This window comes from Bacillus cereus group sp. MYBK195-1 (genome assembly GCF_051916605.1).
In the GTDB taxonomy this organism is placed as follows: Bacteria; Bacillota; Bacilli; order Bacillales; family Bacillaceae_G; genus Bacillus_A; species Bacillus_A cereus.
On sequence record NZ_JBQAGZ010000010.1, the window covers coordinates 60,659 to 80,939 of the forward strand.

The following is a 20,281-nucleotide window of genomic DNA, read 5'->3' on the forward strand; positions in this document are numbered from 1 at the left end:
ATTCAAGTGTTTAATATGTTACATTTTTATAACTAAAATAACTCCTCGATTGAGGAGTTATTTTTTAAACATTGGATTGATAGCCATCAATTCGTTTTGGATGTGTGTAAATATTACAAGATTCATTTCTAATAAACCCTACGACTGTAATGCCTAAATCATGGGCAAGTTGCAATGCCAGTTTTGTTGGAGCGGATTTAGATAGAACAATTTCACATCCGATTTTTGAAACTTTGAGTAAAATTTCGGATGAAATACGTCCGCTAAATGCGATGATTTTTCCTTTAATGGATATATTGTTACGCAAACAATGACCATATATTTTATCTAATGCATTATGTCTTCCAATATCCATTCTTGATAGGAGGATATTGTTTCGATCACATAGCGCGGTATTGTGAACACCGCCAGTTTGGCGAAATGTAGTAGAAGATTGTTGCAAGGTATTCATTAAGTGAAAGCATTCTTCAGGAGTAATTTTTACATGTATATCATGTAAGTCTTTTGCTTTTGCTGCGTCGTTTACGAAAATAAAACCTTGTCTACCTTTTCCGCAGCAAGAAGTGATGTATCGTTTATTATATAAAGTTTGATAGAGCGGATTCACTTTTGATGATTTTACATGGACAATTCCGTTATCTTTTTGAACCCATAGTTCTTCAACATCTTTATAGGAAGAAATAATCCCCTCAGAAATTAAAAAACCAATTACCATATCTTCAATATAATTTGGTGTGCATACGACTGTTACATATTCTTCACCATTCAACTTAATAGTAATAGGAGATTCTGTAACAATCTCATCAAGCTGTTTTGAAAATGTACCAGATTGATAGCGTACAATTGTATAAGTCTCTTGCGTAGGCCCCATATTAAATTCCCCTTTTATATGTATTTCTCTCCCACATTTATCATAAAACAATGGAAAAAATAAAAACACCTATTAACAAGAAGATCACAGATTATTTTGGTTATTATTGTATATGTACGATATAATAGAACTGTAGAATAGTGATAATTTCAAGCTTTCGTAGTTATACCTTATAACATCTAGAATCGACTTCATAAGAAAGTATTTGGGTAGAGCGTTTCAAAAATATGTACAGTAATGCGATTTTGAAAACGGATTCATAATTGTGTTGTACAGTTGGTTGTAAGGAGAGGGGAAACTATGGCAGAACAGACAGTCCGTGTAACCGTCGATGGTAAAGAATTTTCTGCATCAGGTGAAAAGACGATACTACAATTATTTAACGAGAGTAATTTGGAACATCCTCAAATTTGTCATGTACCAGAAGTAGATCCAATTCAAACTTGTGATACGTGTATTGTAGAAGTAAATGGGAAGTTAATGCGTGCTTGTTCAACGAAATTAGAGAATGGTATGCATATTGAAAGACAGTCCCAGCGTGCAAAAGAGGCACAGACTGAGGCAATGGATCGGATATTAGAGAATCATTTATTGTATTGTACTGTTTGTGATAACAATAATGGTAACTGTAAAGTCCACAATACAGTACATATGATGGGAATTGAGGAACAGAAATATCCGTATGAGCCGAAAGTAAGTGCGTGTGAAGTGGATATGTCACATCCATTTTATCGATATGATCCAAATCAATGTATTGCTTGTGGGCAGTGTGTAGAAGTATGTCAAAACTTACAAGTGAATGAAACTATATCGATTGATTGGAGCTTAGACCGTCCACGTGTTATATGGGACAATGGTGTAAGTATAAATGACTCATCTTGTGTAAGTTGTGGGCAGTGTGTAACAGTATGTCCATGTAATGCGTTAATGGAAAAAACAATGCTGGGTGAAGCTGGATTCATGACAGGATTGAAACCGGATGTGTTAGATCCGATGATTGATTTTGTAAAGGATGTAGAACCTGGATATAGTAGTATTTTAGCAGTTTCAGAAGTAGAGGCTGCGATGCGTAAGACGAAAGTGAATAAAACAAAAACAGTTTGTACATTTTGTGGTGTAGGTTGTTCATTTGAAGTATGGACGAAAGACCGCCACATTTTGAAAGTACAGCCTGTTTCAGATGCGCCGGTTAACGGTATTTCCACATGTGTAAAAGGCAAATTTGGATGGGATTTTGTAAACAGTGAAGATCGCATTACGAAGCCATTAATTCGCCAAGGAGATATGTTTGTTGAAGCTTCATGGGAAGAGGCTCTTGAAGTTGTTGCATCCAATATGCAGCATATTAAATCAGAATATGGAAGTGATGCATTTGGATTTATTTCTTCTTCGAAAGTAACGAATGAAGAAAATTATCTTATGCAAAAACTAGCCCGTCAAATATATGGAACGAATAATGTAGACAACTGTTCCCGTTATTGTCAATCTCCAGCAACAGACGGTTTATTTAAAACTGTCGGTATGGGCGGGGACGCTGGAACAGTGAAAGATATTGCGGAAGCAGGCCTTGTCATTATCGTTGGAGCAAATCCAACAGAAGGACATCCTGTACTTGCAACGCGTGTAAAACGTGCACATAAATTACATGACCAAAAATTAATTGTGGCAGACCTTCGTAAACATGAAATGGCAGAGCGTGCGGATTTATTCATTCATCCGCGCCAAGGAACTGATTACGTATGGCTCGCTGGTATTACGAAATATATTATTGATCAAGATTGGCACGATAAAAAGTTCATAGCTGAAAATGTGAAGAATTTTGATGAATATAGCAAAATGGTAGAAAAGTATACGCTTGATTATACAGAAGAAATCACGGGGATTTCGAAAGAAAATCTGAAAGAAATGGCTCGTATGGTATATGAAGCAGATGGTACTTGTGTACTTTGGGGAATGGGTGTAACTCAAAATACTGGAGGAAGTACAACTTCAGCAGCAATTTCAAATCTATTGCTTGTTACGGGTAACTATCGTCGTCCTGGTGCAGGAGCATACCCATTACGCGGACATAATAACGTACAAGGCGCTTGTGATATGGCAACATTACCAAACTGGCTTCCAGGTTACCAAGCAGTTTCAGATGATGCGCTCCGTGCGAAATTTGAAAAAGCATACGGTACTACAATTCCGAAAGCACCAGGCTTAAATAATATTGCAATGTTACTTGCGGCAGATGAAGGAAAACTGCGTGGTATGTATGTTATGGGTGAAGAAATGGCTTTAGTAGATTCGAATGCCAACCATGTACAACATATTTTAGCGAATTTAGATTTCCTTGTTGTTCAAGATATGTTCTTATCGAAAACAGCTCGTTTTGCTGATGTTATTTTACCGGCAGCACCAAGCTTAGAAAAAGAGGGAACATTTACGAATACAGAGCGCCGTATTCAAAGATTATATGAAGTATTGAAGCCGCTTGGTGATTCAAAGCCAGACTGGTGGATTTTACAAAAAGTAGCTCGTGCACTTGGCGGGGACTGGAATTATGAAAATCCAAGTGAAATCATGGATGAAATCGCGTCACTTGCACCTTTATATTCTCAGGCAACATACGATCGTTTAGAAGGATGGAATAGTTTATGTTGGGGTAGCCATGATGGTAGCGATACACCGCTATTATATGTGGACGGATTTAACTTCCCGGATAAACTAGCTCGTCTATCATTAGATGAATGGATACCACCAGTTGTAGCGCCAGATGAGTATGATTTACTTTTAAATAATGGACGTATGTTAGAACATTTCCATGAAGGAAATATGACGAATAAATCGGCTGGTATTTTATCTAAAGTATCTGAAGTGTTCGTTGAAATCTCCCCGGAACTTGCCCTAGAGCGCAATGTGAAAGATGGTGGTCTTGTAGAATTAGCATCACCATTTGGGAAAATTAAAGTACAGGCACTTGTTACAGATCGTGTAACGGGGAAAGAGCTATATTTACCGATGCATGCAACGGTAAATGAAGAGGCAATCAATATTTTAACTGGAACGGCGACAGATCTTTATACGTGTACACCAGCGTATAAACAAACGATGGTAAAGATGCGTGTACTACGTGAAAAAGGGAATCGTCCGTTACCATCTTCAAACCCGAGAGATAAAAAGCGTAATCCGCAAAATGGTGTTGAAATCCAGCAAAAATGGCAAAGAAAACAATACGTATCACTTGTGGACTAGGGGGCGGAGATAGTGGCGAAAGAAATTACTGTAATTAAAAAGAAAGTTGTAACAGAGGAAGAACAGAAACAGCAAGTAGCAGATGAACTTCTAAATGAGTTATCTAATAATCGTGAAGCAGTAGAAGAAACGATGCAGCTTTTAGCACAGTTGCAGAAGGCTGGTATATTAGATGCAGCAATTAGTTTACTTGCTGCGAAGGAAGATGTTTCAAAAATCGCTGTGGAGCAATTAAATCGTGAACCAGTTAAAAATGCACTCAACAATATGATGGGGGCAGGAGAAGCGTTATCTTCAGTTGATCCAGAAATAACGAAGCAAATTACATCAAGTTTAGTTACAGGATTGCAATTTGCAACAGATGAATTAAATAGTGGTAAAAAAACAAAAGTAATGGATTTCTTTAAAGTATTAAAAGATCCAGATATCAATAGAGCTATTACATTCGGTTTTAGCTTCTTGAAAGCATTTGGACAAGGCCTAGAGAAAAAATAGAATAAATGAAAAAGTGATGGGAAGTAGCCATCACTTTTTTCATTATATGTATAAGAGTGTTCATGTTAAGCGGAATATATTATTATTAAAAAGATGGATTAGAACTTGAAATATGGAATCCATCTCAAATACCGTTTTAGAATTTGGAGGAATATATGCAACACCGTAAAAAACTATCTATACCAGGAGTAATGAGACATTCCTTTCAAACAGTTAAATTTGCTTTTTGGAATGTATTAACTTTTCAACTTGCTTATAAATTATTAGCAGCGATTGTGTTTGTTCCACTATTTGGAATCATTTTTAATAAGTTATTGTATTTTGCTGGTTATGCAAATGCGACAAATGATGAATTATTAGCGTTTTTAAAGACGCCTTATGGCATCTTAGCAATCGTAATTTTATCATTGTTAGCACTGTTTCTTATCTTTACAGAATTTGCGGTGCTTATTATTATTTCGTATTTCGCTCATAAAAGACAGAAGGTGAAATTACGTCCGATTTTATATAAAACGGTAACGTATTTACCTACTCTTTTCACATATTGCTTACCAGGATTTATTTTATATGCTGTCGTATTGTTGCCTCTTTTAAATATGGGATATGAAACGGCGTTAATCCCGCAAATTCAAATTCCTAACTTTATTACAGGAGAACTGTTTAAGACAACGATGGGACAAGTTGGTTATTACACGTTCTTTGCTGTAGTCGCGTATTTGAATCTTCGATGGATTTTCGTTCTACCCATTGTTGTTTTAGAGCAAAAACCATTTCGCGTGGCAGCACGTAAAAGTGCAACTTTAGTAAAGGAAAGCTTTTTTAAAGTACTATTCTTTTTAGTAGGATTTTTTATTTCAATTGGAATTGTATATGTCGTGTTTTTGGGAATATATTTATTGTGCCTATGGGGTGTTTATGAATTTACAAACCCGAAAGGAACATTTGCATTATTAGCTGAATCAACGATTTCTGTATTTTTAACGAGCACATTGTATTTATTCAGCTTTATCGTGACGCCATTTTATATTATGGCGATTACGCGATTATACTTACAAAAGGTACCGGTTGAGGATGTTTTATTAGAAGAAGGATTAGATTATTCGAAAACGAAAGCAGATAAATGTTTCTTCCAAAAACATCGTTGGAAATTCATTGGCGTATACATTGTAGGAATTATTACTGCCGGAATGGTCGTTGCTTTCATTGTAACGTTTATTTCAAATTCATATAAAGAACCGATTATTATGGCGCACCGCGGGTATATATCAAAAGGTGTAGAAAATACGAAAGAAGCTGTGCAAGGTGCTATTGATGCAAAAGCAGACTACGCTGAAATAGATGTATTACAAACGAAAGACGGTGAACTAGCGGTTATACATGATTTGAAGCTGAAACGTCTCGCAAATGCCAATGTGCATGTGTCAGATTTAACGATGGCTGAGTTAAGGCAGCTTACCCTTAGTCAAGATGGACTTTCAGGACAAATAAGTACACTTGATGAAATCATTAAGCTAGCAAATGGCAAAATCAAACTTAATATAGAAGTGAAGCTTCATGGGGGCGAAAAAGATTTTGTAAACAAAGTCTTAAAAACGATTAAAGATAATGAATTTGAGAAGCAATGTGTAATTCAAACGTTACACTATCCACTTATTAAAGAGTTTAAGCGTGCAAATCCAGATATAAAAGTAGGGTATATATTGTATGCAAGTAGAGCTAACTTAAAGAATGTGAAGGCTGACTTTTACGTAGCAGAAGAATATATGTTAAATAAGAAATTAGTAAAAGAAGCAAGGAAGTTAAACAAACCAATTTACGTATGGACAGTAAATGATATGGAAAATTTAAAGGCATATTATAAGTTGAACGTAGATGGTATCATAACCGATTACCCTGAAGATGCACGTGAAACAATTAAGATGTTAAAAGAGCAAGAAGCGGAAGAAAGTGATCTGTTTGATAAAATTACTGAAACGACAGATGATTTATTTTCTAAGTTATTTATAAGTTACCCAGCTGCTAGCTAAATGCTAGCAGCTGTTTTTTTTTGAAAAGAATATATCTCTAAAGTATTGAGTAAAATAATAACTGTATATGTATACGTTATCGCTTAGGTTTCTTACATTGTTAAATTATTGTCAAATAATAAAAGGTTGCTGTTTATTTTGAAGAGGTATAATAAAAATAGAGTGATAGATAATGAAATGTCACGAAACCCCCAATAGAATCAATGTTTTATATATTTACACTATTCTAAATATATAAACTTTATAAAAATGGTATGTTAGCGTTTTCATAACTTTTAAGTTATGCTAGAATAAGGACATAAGTTATTAATTATTACAAAAAGAAAAAAGAATCTCTTTTTTCTGTTAATTATAAGGGGGCATTTCATTATGCGTATTGGGGTACCAGCAGAAATTAAAAACAACGAAAACCGTGTGGCAATGACACCAGCAGGTGTTGTACATTTAATTCGTAACAATCACGAAGTATTCATTCAAAAGGGTGCAGGTTTAGGGTCTGGTTTCACAGACGCTCAGTATGTTGAAGCGGGAGCAAAAATTGTTGATACAGCTGAAGAAGCTTGGAACATGGAAATGGTTATGAAAGTTAAAGAACCAATTGAAAGCGAATACAAACACTTCAGTGAAGGCTTAATCTTATTCACATACTTACACTTAGCTCCAGAGCCAGAATTAACAAAAGCTTTAATCGAGAAAAAAGTTGTTTCTATTGCATATGAAACAGTACAATTAGAAAATCGTTCATTACCATTACTTGCACCTATGAGTGAAGTAGCTGGTCGTATGGCTGCACAAATTGGTGCACAATTCCTTGAGAAAAACAAAGGCGGTAAAGGTATCTTACTTGCAGGTGTTCCAGGGGTTAAACGTGGTAAAGTAACAATCATCGGTGGTGGACAAGCTGGTACAAATGCTGCTAAAATTGCAGTTGGACTAGGTGCGGATGTAACAATCATCGACTTAAGCGCAGAACGTCTTCGTCAATTAGATGACATTTTCGGAAACCAAGTAAAAACTTTAATGTCTAATCCTTACAATATTGCAGAAGCTGTTAAAGAGTCTGATCTTGTAATCGGTGCAGTATTAATCCCAGGTGCAAAAGCTCCAAAACTTGTAACAGAAGAAATGATTAAATCAATGGAACCAGGTTCTGTTGTTGTAGATATCGCGATTGACCAAGGTGGTATTTTCGAAACAACTGATCGTATTACAACTCATGATAACCCAACTTATGAAAAACACGGCGTTGTTCATTATGCAGTTGCAAACATGCCAGGTGCGGTTCCACGTACATCAACTCTTGCATTAACAAACGTAACAGTACCATATGCAGTACAAATTGCTAACAAAGGCTACAAAGAAGCTTGCCTATGCAACACGGCACTATTAAAAGGTATTAACACATTAGATGGCTATGTAACATTTGAAGCAGTTGCAGAAGCTCACGGTGTAGAGTACAAAGGTGCTAAAGAATTATTAGAAGCAGAAACAGTATCTTGCTAATAGAAGCATTATACAAAACAAAATCGAACAATATATAAAACAACATGATAAGAGCTAAGAGTGAAGATCTCTTAGCTCTTCTTGGCAAAAGGGGGCATACATCGTGGCCAACCTATTTAAAAAGAAATCCGTTACGCAATTGTTAGGGGAAAGTAAAAGTAAAACTTTGACGAAAACGCTAGGGGCATTTGACCTAACAATGCTAGGGATTGGTGCGATAATTGGTACAGGAGTTCTAGTATTAACTGGATTAGTAGCAGCAAGAGATGCTGGTCCAGCAGTTATTTTTTCATTCATGATTGCAGCCATCGTTTGTGGATTTGCAGCATTATGTTACGCAGAGGTTGCTTCTACACTTCCTGTTTCAGGTAGTGTGTACACATACTCATATGCAACAATTGGCGAGTTTGTAGCTCATTTAATGGGATGGACATTACTATCCGTATATGTTGTAACGACTGCCGCAGTAGCTGGCGGATGGACTGGTTACTTCCATAACTTAGTGAGTGGATTAGGGCTTGAAATTCCAAAAGCACTGCTAACGATTCCGTCTCAAGGTGGTATGGTGAATTTACCAGCAGTTATCGTTACATTAGTTATAACTTGGTTATTATCAAGAGGTACGAAAGAAAGTAAACGCGTGAATAACATAATGGTATTAATTAAAATTGGTATCGTTGTTTTATTCATTGCAGTTGGTGTATTCTACGTGAAACCAGAAAACTGGATACCATTTGCACCGTACGGTTTAAGTGGAGTTTTCGCGGGGGGAGCAGCAGTATTCTTTGCTTTCTTAGGATTTGATGCATTAGCAACTTCTGCTGAAGAGGTGAAAAATCCGCAACGTGATCTACCGATTGGTATTATCGCTTCGTTAGTCATTTGTACAATCATTTATGTTGTAGTTTGTCTCGTTATGACCGGTATGGTTTCTTATAAAGAGCTAGATGTACCGGAAGCGATGGCGTATGTGTTAGAAGTTGTGGGACAAGATAAAGTAGCTGGTATAATCGCAATTGGAGCTGTAATTGGTATTATGGCAGTAATTTTTGCTTACATTTATGCAACGACACGTGTATTCTTCGCGATGAGCCGTGACGGTTTATTGCCAGAATCTTTCGCGAAAATTAATAAAAAGACAGAAGCGCCAACATTTACAGTTTGGTTAACAGGAATTGGTAGTGCTTTAATTGCTGGATTTATCGATTTAAAAGAATTGTCGAATTTAGCGAATATTGGAGCGTTGTTAACATTTGCGATGGTTGGTGTGTCAGTTATTATTCTTCGTAAAACACATCCAAAATTACAACGTGGATTTATGGTACCACTTGTACCGATCTTGCCGATTATTTCAATTGTATGTTGTCTATTTTTAATGGTAAACCTACCATTAAAAACATGGATGTACTTCGGTGCTTGGTTAGCAATCGGAGTAGTTGTATACTTTGTTTATTCGAAAAAACATAGTCATTTAAAAGACGATGGAAGTTCGCAGGATAATTTAGAACAAGCTAATTAAAGGGATATAAACACAGTAAGCCTTGTGCGTCTAGGGAGCGCGCAAGGCTTTTTCTTTTGTTGAAATAAAGGGAATGTATATTACTTTGTTGAATTTTTATGTCGAAATATGAAAAAAGGGTGGGAGCAAAATGGAAGAAACAAAAGTTGTTGTTGGAGCAGAGGGTTATAATAATAACCCTGGTTGGTTACATACGAATGAAGAAGAATTAAATTTATTACGGAGAGAAACTTGGCGGGATAAATTTCAACTTAATTCTTTATCAGTAATTTTGGCAGAACATGTATGGGAGCATTTATCATATGAAGAAGGAATTGAAGCTGCAAAAATTTGTTATGAGTTTTTAATGGAGAATGGATATATTCGTTGTGCAGTACCAGATGCATTTTTTCCAGATGAAGAATATCAGCAAGGGGTACAAGTAGGTGGACCTGGTCCATTAGATCATCCTGCAGCAAGTCATAAAATTGTTCATAACTATAAAACAATCACATCCATGTTTGAATCAGCAGGTTTTCAAGTGAGGCTCTTAGAATACTGTGATGAGAATGGTAAGTTTCACTATAATGATTGGAATGAGAAAGATGGATTTATTTATCGTTCGAAACGTTTTGACCATAGAAATCGGGATAATCAGTTAGGATTTGTTTCTTTAATTGTGGATGCGGTAAAAAATGAAAAGTAAGTAAAAAGGGGTGCGCGAATTGTACATCCTTTTTTTGTATGAGAATATAGAGGGTGCGGAAAATATGTATACGACTTATTAAAATGTGAACGGAATGTTCATAAAAAAAATTCAGATTTCGTTGACACATATGAGTAGGCGCTCATATAATAAGAGTATAAGATATATGAATGATTGTTCATATGTTCAATTAAAGAGGTGAGCTATAATGGCTGGAAATAAAGTAGAAACACCACAAGAGACATGTTCTCAAACGATAATTCATGAAGAAGTTGTAGAGCAAGTAAAACAAACAATTCCAACTGATGAAAGTTTAAGTAAAGTAGCAGAACTATTTAAAGTATTAGGTGACCGTACACGTACGAGAATATTACATGCGCTATTTGAAGCTGAAATGTGCGTTTGTGATTTAGCTTATTTATTAGGAATGACACAATCATCTATTTCGCATCAGCTTCGTGTGTTAAAGCAAGCGAAACTTGTGAAGAATCGTAAAGAAGGAAAGGTTGTTTACTATTCGTTAGCTGACCAGCACGTAATTCATATCTTCGAGCAAGCGTTTGAACACGTAAACGAAGAAGAATAAAAAGAACGCGAGGAGGGAGAACGATGGCTGAAGCATTGGTGAAAAAGAAACTGATGTTAGAAGGTTTAGATTGTGCGAACTGTGCAATGAAAATTGAAAAAGGTGTTGGGAATATAGAAGGAGTAAATTCTTGCTCTGTAAACTTCGCAACAAAGACAATGATCTTAGAAACAGCACAAAATAAAGAAAACGAAGTTGTTACGGAAGCAAAACAACTCGTTACAAAATTAGAACCGCATATTAAAGTGCAAGAAGAACAAAAAAATAAAATTGCTAAAGAAGTATTTATATTAGAAGGTTTAGATTGTGCGAACTGTGCAATGAAAATTGAAAATAAAGTGAAGGAAATGCCAGCTGTCTCAGAAGCAACTGTTGATTTCGTATCGAAGAAACTACGAGTAGAAGTTGCGAATAAAAGAGAACTAGAAGCGACTGTAGCAAGTATAACAAATGTCGTTCAAAAGTTAGAGCCAGATGTGAAAGTTGTTCGTGAAGAGAAGAACGGTCATGACCACGGACATAGTCACGATCATGGTGAAGCGAATGTGAAAAAGATGGTAGGGAGATTAGTGGTCGGCGGAATTTTGACAGCAATTGCTGCATTAGCGGGCTTACCACAAATGGTAACAATTCCGTTATTTGTCCTTGCTTATTTATTAATAGGTGGAGATATCGTTTGGAGAGCGATAAGAAACATAACTCGTGGCCAAGTATTTGATGAAAACTTCTTAATGGCAATTGCAACTGTAGGAGCTTTTGCAATTCAACAATATTCTGAAGCTGTAGCAGTAATGCTATTTTATCAAGTAGGAGAACTATTCCAAAGTATTGCGGTAAACCGCTCCCGAAAATCAATTACTTCATTAATGGATATTCGTCCTGATTATGCGAATGTAAAGATTGGAAATGAAACGAAGCAAGTATCACCAGAAGATGTAAAAATTGGCGATTATATTATCGTTAAGCCAGGTGAGAAAGTGCCGTTAGACGGAAAAGTAATTGAAGGAACATCAATGGTAGATACTTCAGCATTAACAGGTGAATCTGTACCACGTGAAGTAGAAGTTGGAAATGATGTATTAAGTGGCTTTGTGAACCAAAATGGTGTGTTGACAATTGAAGTTACAAAAGAATTCGGTGAATCCACTGTATCGAAAATTTTAGATTTAGTTCAAAATGCAAGCAGTAAAAAAGCACCAACGGAAAACTTTATTACGAAGTTTGCGCGTTACTACACTCCAGTTGTAGTTATTACAGCGACGATCATGGCGTTTATTCCACCACTTATTTTAGAAGGAGCTACATTCTCTGAGTGGATTTATAGAGCTTTAGTGTTCTTAGTAATCTCTTGTCCATGTGCGTTAGTTGTATCCATTCCTCTTGGATTCTTTGGAGGTATCGGTGGTGCATCTAAAAGTGGTGTGTTAGTAAAAGGTAGTAACTATTTAGAAGCTTTAAATGATGTAAAATATATTGTTTTTGACAAAACAGGAACATTAACAAAAGGTGTTTTCAAAGTTACAAAAATGGAACCGAGCGAAGGTACTACAAGTGAAGAGTTATTAGAGTATGCGGCATTTGCTGAAGTATATTCTAACCATCCAATTGCCCAATCTATTCGAAAGGCATATGGAAAATCAATTGATGAAAAAATAATCGATGATTATAACGAAATTTCTGGTCACGGTACAGTCGTAAAAGTACAAGGAAAAGAAATTTTTGCAGGTAATGCAAAATTAATGAGAAAAGAAAATATTGAATTTAAGCAACCAGAAACAGTAGGTACATTAGTTCACGTTGCTGTAGATGGAAGATATGCAGGTTATATTGTTATCTCTGATGAGGTAAAAGAGGATTCGAAACAAGCGATTCAAAAGTTAAAAGAACTAGGTATTAAAAAGACAGTAATGTTAACTGGTGATGCAAAACCAGTTGGTGAAGCTGTCGGTAAAGAATTAGGCTTAGATGAAGTTCATGCGGAATTACTACCGCAACAAAAAGTAGAAGAGATTGAAAAAATTGATGCAGCGAAGCACGGAAAAGAAAAAATTGCCTTCGTTGGTGACGGTATTAACGATACACCAGTATTAGCCCGTGCAGACGTTGGTATTGCGATGGGTGGTTTAGGATCAGATGCAGCAATTGAAGCGGCAGACATTGTTATTATGACTGATGAGCCTTCAAAAATTGCGACAGCTGTAAAAATTGCAAAACGTACAAGAAGTATAGTGTGGCAAAATATCATCTTTGCTCTAGGTGTAAAAGGGATCGTGTTATTACTTGGTGCTTTTGGTATTGCAACAATGTGGGAAGCTGTTTTCTCAGATGTTGGTGTGACACTACTTGCAGTGTTAAATGCAATGCGTGTATTAAGAGTGAAAGATTTATAAAAAAGAGGACGCGACCCGCGTCCTTTTTTTTATTGGTGATTTTGTTGAAATTGACTCAATAAAATAATACCAAATATTATTTTACTTTTAAATAGCGTGATATTAAAATTTACAAATAAAATACATTCGTCTTATTATTTTAATATATTTTTTACAAATATCCATATAGTATTGAAAAAACAGAGAAGGGAAAACTTCTCTGTTTACTTTTGTATGTTTTTTTCAACTTGTTCTCGAACTGTTTGAATGTAATTCATTTTATGATCCCAGCACTCTTGGCTTAAATCGACAGGGTATTCTTCAGGGTTTAAAGTTCGCATATATTCTTCCCAAAATAGAGAGAGACTCTGTTCATTATATTTTTGAATATCTAATATACTTGGTAGTTCATATGTTCTTTCACCGTTAACGAAAATGTCTTTATGCAGTTCACGGGCTTCAAAGTTTGTTACGAATTTACTTATATATGTGTGAACTGGATGGAACATTTTTAAGCGCTCTTCTTTTCCAGGTTCTTCAGAATCTAACGCAATATAATCGCCTTCTGCATGATCGTTTACCCGATTGATAATACGATAAATTCGTTTCAGTCCTGGAGTGGTAATTTTTTCAGGGTTAGATGAAATTTTAATCGTATCATTTAATTTTCCGTCAGTATCTTCAATCGCAACTAGTTTGTAAACAGCCCCCAATGCAGGTTGCTCAAAGGACGTAATTAATTTCGTCCCAACACCCCATACGTCAATTTTTGCTCCTTGAGATTTAAGGTGCATAATTGTGTATTCATCTAAATCGCTAGAAGCGATAATTTTTGTATTTGTAAACCCTGCTTCATCTAATAGTTTTCGTGCCTTTTTTGATAAATAAGCCATATCACCACTATCAAGACGTATGCCATAGAAATCAATACGATCCCCAAATTCTTTTGCAACACGAATCGCATTTGGAACACCAGATTTCAATGTGTCATATGTATCAACGAGAAAGACGCACTTTTTATGAGTTTCAGCGTATTTTTTAAACGCGACGTATTCATCGCGATATGCTTGAACGAAAGAGTGAGCGTGTGTGCCAGCTACAGGAATCCCAAAGCGTTTCCCAGCACGAACGTTGCTTGTAGAGGAGAAACCACCAATAAAGGCAGCACGTGTCCCCCAAAGGGCAGCATCGAACTCATGGGCACGTCTTGTGCCGAACTCTAAAAGCTCATCATTACTTGCAGCGTGTTTCATACGTGCTGCTTTTGTTGCAATTAATGTTTGGTAATTCACAATATTTAAGAGGGCAGTCTCAATAATTTGTGCTTCACCAAGTGGTGCATCAACACGTAATAAAGGCTCGTTATTAAATACAACTTCACCTTCTTGCATACTGCGAATCGTCCCAGTGAATTTCATATTTTGTAAATAATGAAGGAATTCTTCTTCAAATTGTAATTCTGCTAAATAAGCGATATCGCTTTCAGTAAAACTGAAATTTTCTATGTACTCTACAATTTTCTCAAGGCCAGCAAAAACAGCGTAACCGTTCTCAAATGGAAGCTTTCGAAAATATAAATCAAAAACAGAACGGCGATTATGAATACCATCTTTCCAATATGTATAAGCCATGTTGATTTGATATAGGTCTGTATGTAAGGCATAACTATCGTCTTTATAATGAGTCATCGCGAGAACACCTCCATAATTTGGTTATAGTATACCAATTTTTCACCATTCGTAGCAAAGAAGAGATATTGATGTGAAGTCAAGAGAGAAAAAAATGAAATTATGCATATTTTTTAGAAAATTTATATTTATCAATTTATATTTCTCCAGATTTTATGTATTATTAGAGTAATGGGGGTAATGAGAATGGAGGAGGACAATGCAACACACATTAGAAAAAATAGGCAAACAAGTCTTTTATAAACGGCTACAGCAAAAAATGACACAAGAAGAATTATGTCAGGGCATTTGTTCTGTCTCATACTTAAGTAAGATTGAAAATGGAAAGATTGAAGCATCAGAAGAAATTCTACAATTGCTCTGCACAAGACTAGAAATTGCTGTGACGGATTTGAGAGATGTAGAAGAAGATGTAAAGGGGAAGCTGGATGAATGGTTGAATGCACTAGTTCATTTGGACAAGCAACAAGTAGAACGTATATATGAAGAGTTGCAAGGTGAAATGAAGCATGTGTTGGATTTTGAAATTATAAATTATTATAAACTGCTGTATACACGTTATTTAATTATGAAAAGGGATATTTCTGCGCTCGAAGAAGAATTAGATAAGTTGAAGAAGGTATATAAAAAATATTCTCCATTTCAGAAGTTGTTATATATGTACAGTAGAGGATTATTGTGCTGTTTACAGTATAGATGGAAGGATGGGCTAGATTACTTATTAAAAACAGAAGTAATGGCCAAAGAACAGGGGTATCATGAAACAGGCTTGTATTATAATATAGCGCTTGCATATACTCATTTAGATATTCATCATCTTGCAATTCATTTTGTAAATATGGCATTAGAAGGATTTCGTAGTGAATATAAGTTTAGAAACATAATTAATTGCCAAATCCTTATTGCGGTAAGTTATACAGAAAAAGGTCAGTATGAAGAAGCTTTAAAAATGTATGAGAGTATATTGAGAGAGGCCACATCTTTTGCTGATAAGGATGTACTATTAGCTATTACTTTAAGTAATATGGGAAGTATCTATTATAAAAAAGGCAAATATCAGCAAGCGAAAAAATATTATTTAGATAGTCTACAACTTCAAAAACAAATAGATTTAAACTATTTAGATACAATATACGAAATGGCATTAGTATGCATTAAATTAGAAGAGTTGGAAGAGGCAAGGACATTAATTGATAAGGGAATTGATGCAGCAAAACAGGAAGAGAGATTTAATGCAAAATTATATTTGCTTTTAATGCTTAGATATAAATATTTTGAAGAAGCAAAAGATTATAAAGCATTTTTGGAAAATGAGGCTATCCCGTTGTATAAATCTGCAGGAAATAAAATAGAATTAAAGAAAGTATACGTTGAACTAGCAGAACATTTTTCCAGTTTATCGAGATTTGAAGAAAGTAATCGATACTATAGGTTAGTTATTGATTTAATGAATGATAATAAGGAGGAATAAAAATGAAAAAGATGGTATTTGGAGTATTGGCGTTTATAGTGACTCTTACAGTTGCTGGAGGAATACATCAATATAGCAGTAAACCTGATATTGTTGGTCAACAAGCTAAAACTGTTGAACAAGTTAATTTATAATCTCCCCCCCTTTCCAACAGGAAAGGGGTTTTTCAATATTTGTTCCTCAAAATTCTACAAAACTTGAGAAATAAATTAATTGAATTTTTAGTATATTAATAGTGAAAACATAATGCTAATATAAAACTACTCTTTTTCAAAAAAAATTTATTAGGGGGAAGGTTCATGAAAAAGAAAAGTTTAGCGTTAGTGTTAGCGACAGGAATGGCAGTTACAACGTTTGGAGGGACAGGCTCTGCATTTGCGGATTCTAAAAATGTACTCTCTACGAAGAAGTACAATGAGACAGTACAGTCACCTGAGTTTATTTCTGGTGATCTAACTGGAGCGACTGGTAAGAAAGCAGAATCTGTTGTGTTTGATTACTTAAACGCAGCAAAAGGTGATTACAAGCTAGGGGAAAAGAGTGCGCAAGATTCTTTCAAAGTGAAACAAGTGAAGAAAGATGCTGTAACTGATTCAACAGTAGTACGTATGCAACAAGTTTACGAAGGAGTGCCTGTATGGGGTTCTACTCAAGTAGCTCACGTAAGTAAAGATGGCTCTTTAAAAGTATTGTCTGGAACAGTTGCACCTGATTTAGACAAAAAGGAAAAGTTGAAAAATAAAAATAAGATTGAAGGCGCAAAAGCAATTGAAATTGCGCAGCAAGATTTAGGGGTAACACCGAAATATGAGGTAGAACCAAAAGCGGACTTATATGTATATCAAAATGGTGAAGAAACAACATATGCATACGTTGTAAATCTAAACTTCTTAGATCCAAGTCCAGGAAACTATTACTATTTCATTGAAGCAGACAGCGGTAAAGTGTTAAATAAATATAATAAATTGGATCATGTAACAAATGAAGATAAATCACCGGTTAAGCAAGAGGCACCTAAACAAGAAGCGAAACCGGCTGTAAAGCCTGTAACAGGGACAAATGCAGTGGGTACTGGTAAAGGTGTATTAGGAGATACGAAGTCACTTAATACAACGTTATCTGCATCTTCTTACTACTTACAAGATAATACGCGCGGAGCAACGATTTTCACATATGATGCGAAAAATCGTACTACATTACCAGGAACTTTATGGGTAGATGCAGATAATGTTTTCAATGCAGCGTATGATGCAGCGGCAGTAGATGCTCATTACTATGCAGGTAAAACATATGATTACTATAAAGCTACATTTAATAGAAACTCTATTAATGATGCAGGAGCACCATTAAAATCAACAGTTCATTACGGAAGTAAGTATAACAATGCATTCTGGAACGGCTCACAAATGGTATACGGAGATGGTGATGGTATAACGTTCACTTCATTATCTGGTGGAATTGATGTAATTGGCCACGAATTAACGCATGCTGTTACAGAGTATAGCTCAGATTTAATTTATCAAAATGAATCAGGGGCATTAAATGAAGCTATTTCAGATGTTTTTGGTACATTAGTAGAGTATTATGATAACCGTAACCCAGATTGGGAAATTGGTGAAGATATTTATACGCCTGGTAAAGCTGGAGATGCGCTTCGCTCTATGAGTGATCCAACGAAATATGGTGATCCAGACCACTACTCTAAGCGTTATACTGGTACTAGTGACAATGGTGGCGTTCATACAAACAGCGGTATTATTAACAAAGCAGCTTATTTATTAGCGAATGGTGGTACGCATTACGGTGTTACTGTGAATGGAATTGGTAAAGATAAAGTAGGAGCGATCTATTACCGTGCAAATACGCAATATTTCACTCAATCTACTACTTTTAGTCAAGCACGTGCTGGATTAGTACAAGCTGCAGCGGATTTATATGGTGCTAGCTCTGCAGAAGTAGCAGCAGTTAAGCAATCATATAGTGCTGTTGGTGTAAACTAAGACTTTAAGAGATAGTTATTAATAAAATACCTCAAAAATAAAGAAGGAGCATAGGCTCCTTCTTTATTTTTTTCTCCATTTTTTCCACAAATAAAACAATCCAATAACGCCTGCGATTGTTACAACCCACTTCGCTTCATTTGTTCCGTTCATGACTTGGTATGCCGAATATACTTCAATCAATAAGGCCGGTATTTTACCTATTGTACTGGCAATACTGAAGGAGAGTAATGACATTTTCCCTAGAGCTGCAAATAAAGTCACGATACTTGATGGGATGAAAGGTATCAATCGAAACGATAGAACGAGTAGAAAGGCCTCTCTACCTTCTACATAAAGAAGACGCTCTACCTTTGGGTACTTATTTACTTTATCGTGAGTGAACTTTTGAAGGCCCAGGCGGTAAATATAAAACGAGATAATAGCCCCTAAGGCCTCACCTGCGATCGAAATGATTGTGCCATTTGTTACACCGAAGAGCTGTATATTAATGGCGGTTAAAAAGATGCTAGGAATAACACCTAAAAGACTAATGATGATGTTAATTAAGATACTAAGTGGAATTGCGATTGAATAGTATTCTGTTAAGAAATTTTGAATCGTTTCAGCCATTGTTTAAAATCCTTTATCTTTTTTTGCATTACACCATATTTCGATTGTATAGGCAAGGGAAAATTTACATAATGTAGAAAAACGTTGATAAGAAGGGGTATTGATACCTTATATGGGTATTAGGTATATAAAAATAGGGGTATTTTAAATCGTTTTGAAAAACAGTATAAAAACCTTTGTCTAAAAGAGTTTTATAATTATATTATTGGTGATTTTATTCGGGAAATAATTATAAAATATAGGGGGTATATATTATAAAAGGCGAAAAATAGAGGGTTGATGAAATTGCGCGGGTAAATATGGAAAAATAGATGAAAAAAATGAAAACTGATAGATTTTTTCGTTGTGAAATTGACTTTTAGTGAAGTTGCGATAATAATCATGGAAGAGGTGATATGATGAAACGAATAAGCAGTCTTTTCTTCAGTAGTTTATTGGCATTAATGCTGATCTTAAGTGGATGTGCAGGAAAAGAACAAAAACTAGAGAAACAGACAGGTAATCAAGCTACATCGGTAGAAAAAATTAGTGATAATATTTTAGATGAAATGGAAGGACCACCTAAAAATGGTCATACGATTGAAAGACATGTAGGCAAGTCAGAAGAGGATTTGAAGAATCGCTTGAAGACAGATAAAGTGTCAGCCGCAAGTACATACTATGATAAAGAAACAGCGACGAAAGCTGTAAAAGATAGCTTGAAGCAACATGACAAGGAAATTCAAGATTGGTTAAAAAATTCTAAAGAGGCTCGTCTCGTATTAAATACAACTCATTCATTCCCTGTTGGAAAAACGGTAATAAAGAAAAATATGAGTGTAAAAGACAAGTTAGTAAAAACTGTTACTGTTTTAGCAAGAGATAAGTCAGGGGAATTAGGGTTTAAGATTATTACTTCTTATCCATCTGATAAATAAGAAGGGGGAGTACATTATGTATACGACATTACAATACTTTCTTAAATCGTACTGTACGTTAAGTATTCATGAGGATGAAATAGTAAGCGTGATGGAAGAGTTTATTGAACAAGAAGACGAAGAAATTGTTTTGAAATTACGTGATGAATTAATAAATATGAAGAAAAAGAACGCGTGGGAAGAGGCGTGTGTATTAGCTGCGAAGCAAGGAAACCGTATGTGGTCTTTAGAAGAAACGAAAGACCATCTTGAAACTTTTTTACTATTACTGCAAAAGAAAAAGGCGTGATTTACTCACGCC

The 20,281-nt window shown here is 35.4% G+C and carries 16 protein-coding genes; 13 read left to right on the forward strand and 3 right to left on the reverse strand.

Annotated elements, in window-relative coordinates; all coding sequences use genetic code 11:
* Positions 1-64 precede the first annotated feature (64 nt).
* Positions 65-871, reverse strand: a complete 807-nt coding sequence (gene fdhD, locus ACTFRY_RS26620; protein ID WP_098616464.1) for a formate dehydrogenase accessory sulfurtransferase FdhD — start codon at positions 869-871, stop codon at positions 65-67.
* Positions 872-1,171: 300 nt separating this feature from the next.
* Between fdhD and fdhF the strand changes: the two genes are divergently transcribed.
* From fdhF to ACTFRY_RS26660, 8 genes are all read left to right on the forward strand, one after another.
* Complete coding sequence (gene fdhF, locus ACTFRY_RS26625) at positions 1,172-4,108, forward strand: formate dehydrogenase subunit alpha (protein WP_098616463.1); 2,937 nt, start codon at positions 1,172-1,174, stop codon at positions 4,106-4,108.
* Positions 4,109-4,120: 12 nt separating this feature from the next.
* A complete protein-coding gene (locus ACTFRY_RS26630) occupies positions 4,121-4,603 on the forward strand; it encodes a DUF1641 domain-containing protein (RefSeq protein WP_001040540.1) in 483 nt (160 codons plus the stop codon).
* Between the two features lie 155 nt (positions 4,604-4,758).
* Entirely contained in the window at positions 4,759-6,630 is a 1,872-nt protein-coding gene (locus ACTFRY_RS26635; RefSeq protein WP_001164705.1) for a glycerophosphodiester phosphodiesterase, read from the forward strand.
* A gap of 369 nt (positions 6,631-6,999) precedes the next feature.
* Positions 7,000-8,133: an alanine dehydrogenase gene (ald, locus tag ACTFRY_RS26640; RefSeq protein ID WP_098616462.1), complete on the forward strand. Its 1,134-nt coding sequence runs from the start codon at positions 7,000-7,002 to the stop codon at positions 8,131-8,133.
* 103 nt (positions 8,134-8,236) lie between these two features.
* On the forward strand, positions 8,237-9,652 hold the full coding sequence (locus ACTFRY_RS26645; protein WP_098616461.1) for an amino acid permease: 1,416 nt from the start codon (positions 8,237-8,239) through the stop codon (positions 9,650-9,652).
* A 130-nt stretch (positions 9,653-9,782) separates the two neighbouring features.
* Positions 9,783-10,337, forward strand: a complete 555-nt coding sequence (locus tag ACTFRY_RS26650) for a class I SAM-dependent methyltransferase (protein WP_098616460.1) — start codon at positions 9,783-9,785, stop codon at positions 10,335-10,337.
* A gap of 208 nt (positions 10,338-10,545) precedes the next feature.
* Positions 10,546-10,923 carry an ArsR/SmtB family transcription factor gene (locus ACTFRY_RS26655; RefSeq protein ID WP_000918378.1) on the forward strand — a complete coding sequence of 126 codons (378 nt, stop codon included), beginning with the start codon at positions 10,546-10,548 and terminating at the stop codon, positions 10,921-10,923.
* Positions 10,924-10,946: 23 nt separating this feature from the next.
* Positions 10,947-13,313 (forward strand): heavy metal translocating P-type ATPase, encoded by a 2,367-nt coding sequence (locus ACTFRY_RS26660; RefSeq protein ID WP_098616459.1) that lies wholly within the window; start codon positions 10,947-10,949, stop codon positions 13,311-13,313.
* Between the two features lie 203 nt (positions 13,314-13,516).
* Here the strand turns inward: ACTFRY_RS26660 and ACTFRY_RS26665 are convergent, their stop codons facing one another.
* Positions 13,517-14,980 carry a nicotinate phosphoribosyltransferase gene (locus ACTFRY_RS26665; RefSeq protein ID WP_000150184.1) on the reverse strand — a complete coding sequence of 488 codons (1,464 nt, stop codon included), beginning with the start codon at positions 14,978-14,980 and terminating at the stop codon, positions 13,517-13,519.
* A 199-nt stretch (positions 14,981-15,179) separates the two neighbouring features.
* On the opposite strand from ACTFRY_RS26665, the gene ACTFRY_RS26670 reads away from it, so the two are divergent.
* The 3 genes from ACTFRY_RS26670 (at position 15,180) to ACTFRY_RS26680 (ending at position 18,451) form a co-directional block, all read left to right on the forward strand.
* Positions 15,180-16,451 carry a tetratricopeptide repeat protein gene (locus ACTFRY_RS26670; RefSeq protein ID WP_001164881.1) on the forward strand — a complete coding sequence of 424 codons (1,272 nt, stop codon included), beginning with the start codon at positions 15,180-15,182 and terminating at the stop codon, positions 16,449-16,451.
* Positions 16,452-16,453: 2 nt separating this feature from the next.
* The gene (gene nprX / locus ACTFRY_RS26675; RefSeq protein WP_016112135.1) at positions 16,454-16,585 is read left to right on the forward strand and encodes a quorum-signaling peptide NprX; all 132 of its coding nucleotides are present in this window, start codon (positions 16,454-16,456) and stop codon (positions 16,583-16,585) included.
* A gap of 165 nt (positions 16,586-16,750) precedes the next feature.
* Positions 16,751-18,451 (forward strand): M4 family metallopeptidase, encoded by a 1,701-nt coding sequence (locus ACTFRY_RS26680; RefSeq protein WP_061664091.1) that lies wholly within the window; start codon positions 16,751-16,753, stop codon positions 18,449-18,451.
* A gap of 63 nt (positions 18,452-18,514) precedes the next feature.
* On the opposite strand, the gene ACTFRY_RS26685 is transcribed toward ACTFRY_RS26680, so the two are convergent.
* Positions 18,515-19,063 carry a TVP38/TMEM64 family protein gene (locus ACTFRY_RS26685; protein WP_000852232.1) on the reverse strand — a complete coding sequence of 183 codons (549 nt, stop codon included), beginning with the start codon at positions 19,061-19,063 and terminating at the stop codon, positions 18,515-18,517.
* A 398-nt stretch (positions 19,064-19,461) separates the two neighbouring features.
* On the opposite strand from ACTFRY_RS26685, the gene ACTFRY_RS26690 reads away from it, so the two are divergent.
* Together ACTFRY_RS26690 and ACTFRY_RS26695 are read left to right on the forward strand one after the other, a co-directional pair.
* On the forward strand, positions 19,462-19,980 hold the full coding sequence (locus ACTFRY_RS26690) for an RNase A-like domain-containing lipoprotein (RefSeq protein WP_061664092.1): 519 nt from the start codon (positions 19,462-19,464) through the stop codon (positions 19,978-19,980).
* A gap of 16 nt (positions 19,981-19,996) precedes the next feature.
* Positions 19,997-20,269, forward strand: a complete 273-nt coding sequence (locus tag ACTFRY_RS26695; protein ID WP_000288803.1) for a hypothetical protein — start codon at positions 19,997-19,999, stop codon at positions 20,267-20,269.
* Positions 20,270-20,281: the final 12 nt, after the last annotated feature.

Coding starts and splice junctions, on each gene's coding strand:
- ACTFRY_RS26670 (WP_001164881.1), top strand. CDS start 15,180: ATGCAACACACATTAGAAAAAATAGGCAAACAAGTCTTTTATAAACGG.
- fdhD (WP_098616464.1), bottom strand. CDS start 871: ATGGGGCCTACGCAAGAGACTTATACAATTGTACGCTATCAATCTGGT.
- ACTFRY_RS26685 (WP_000852232.1), bottom strand. CDS start 19,063: ATGGCTGAAACGATTCAAAATTTCTTAACAGAATACTATTCAATCGCA.
- ACTFRY_RS26660 (WP_098616459.1), top strand. CDS start 10,947: ATGGCTGAAGCATTGGTGAAAAAGAAACTGATGTTAGAAGGTTTAGAT.
- ACTFRY_RS26655 (WP_000918378.1), top strand. CDS start 10,546: ATGGCTGGAAATAAAGTAGAAACACCACAAGAGACATGTTCTCAAACG.
- nprX (WP_016112135.1), top strand. CDS start 16,454: ATGAAAAAGATGGTATTTGGAGTATTGGCGTTTATAGTGACTCTTACA.
- ACTFRY_RS26665 (WP_000150184.1), bottom strand. CDS start 14,980: ATGACTCATTATAAAGACGATAGTTATGCCTTACATACAGACCTATAT.
- ACTFRY_RS26635 (WP_001164705.1), top strand. CDS start 4,759: ATGCAACACCGTAAAAAACTATCTATACCAGGAGTAATGAGACATTCC.
- ACTFRY_RS26690 (WP_061664092.1), top strand. CDS start 19,462: ATGAAACGAATAAGCAGTCTTTTCTTCAGTAGTTTATTGGCATTAATG.
- ACTFRY_RS26650 (WP_098616460.1), top strand. CDS start 9,783: ATGGAAGAAACAAAAGTTGTTGTTGGAGCAGAGGGTTATAATAATAAC.
- ACTFRY_RS26695 (WP_000288803.1), top strand. CDS start 19,997: ATGTATACGACATTACAATACTTTCTTAAATCGTACTGTACGTTAAGT.
- ald (WP_098616462.1), top strand. CDS start 7,000: ATGCGTATTGGGGTACCAGCAGAAATTAAAAACAACGAAAACCGTGTG.
- fdhF (WP_098616463.1), top strand. CDS start 1,172: ATGGCAGAACAGACAGTCCGTGTAACCGTCGATGGTAAAGAATTTTCT.
- ACTFRY_RS26680 (WP_061664091.1), top strand. CDS start 16,751: ATGAAAAAGAAAAGTTTAGCGTTAGTGTTAGCGACAGGAATGGCAGTT.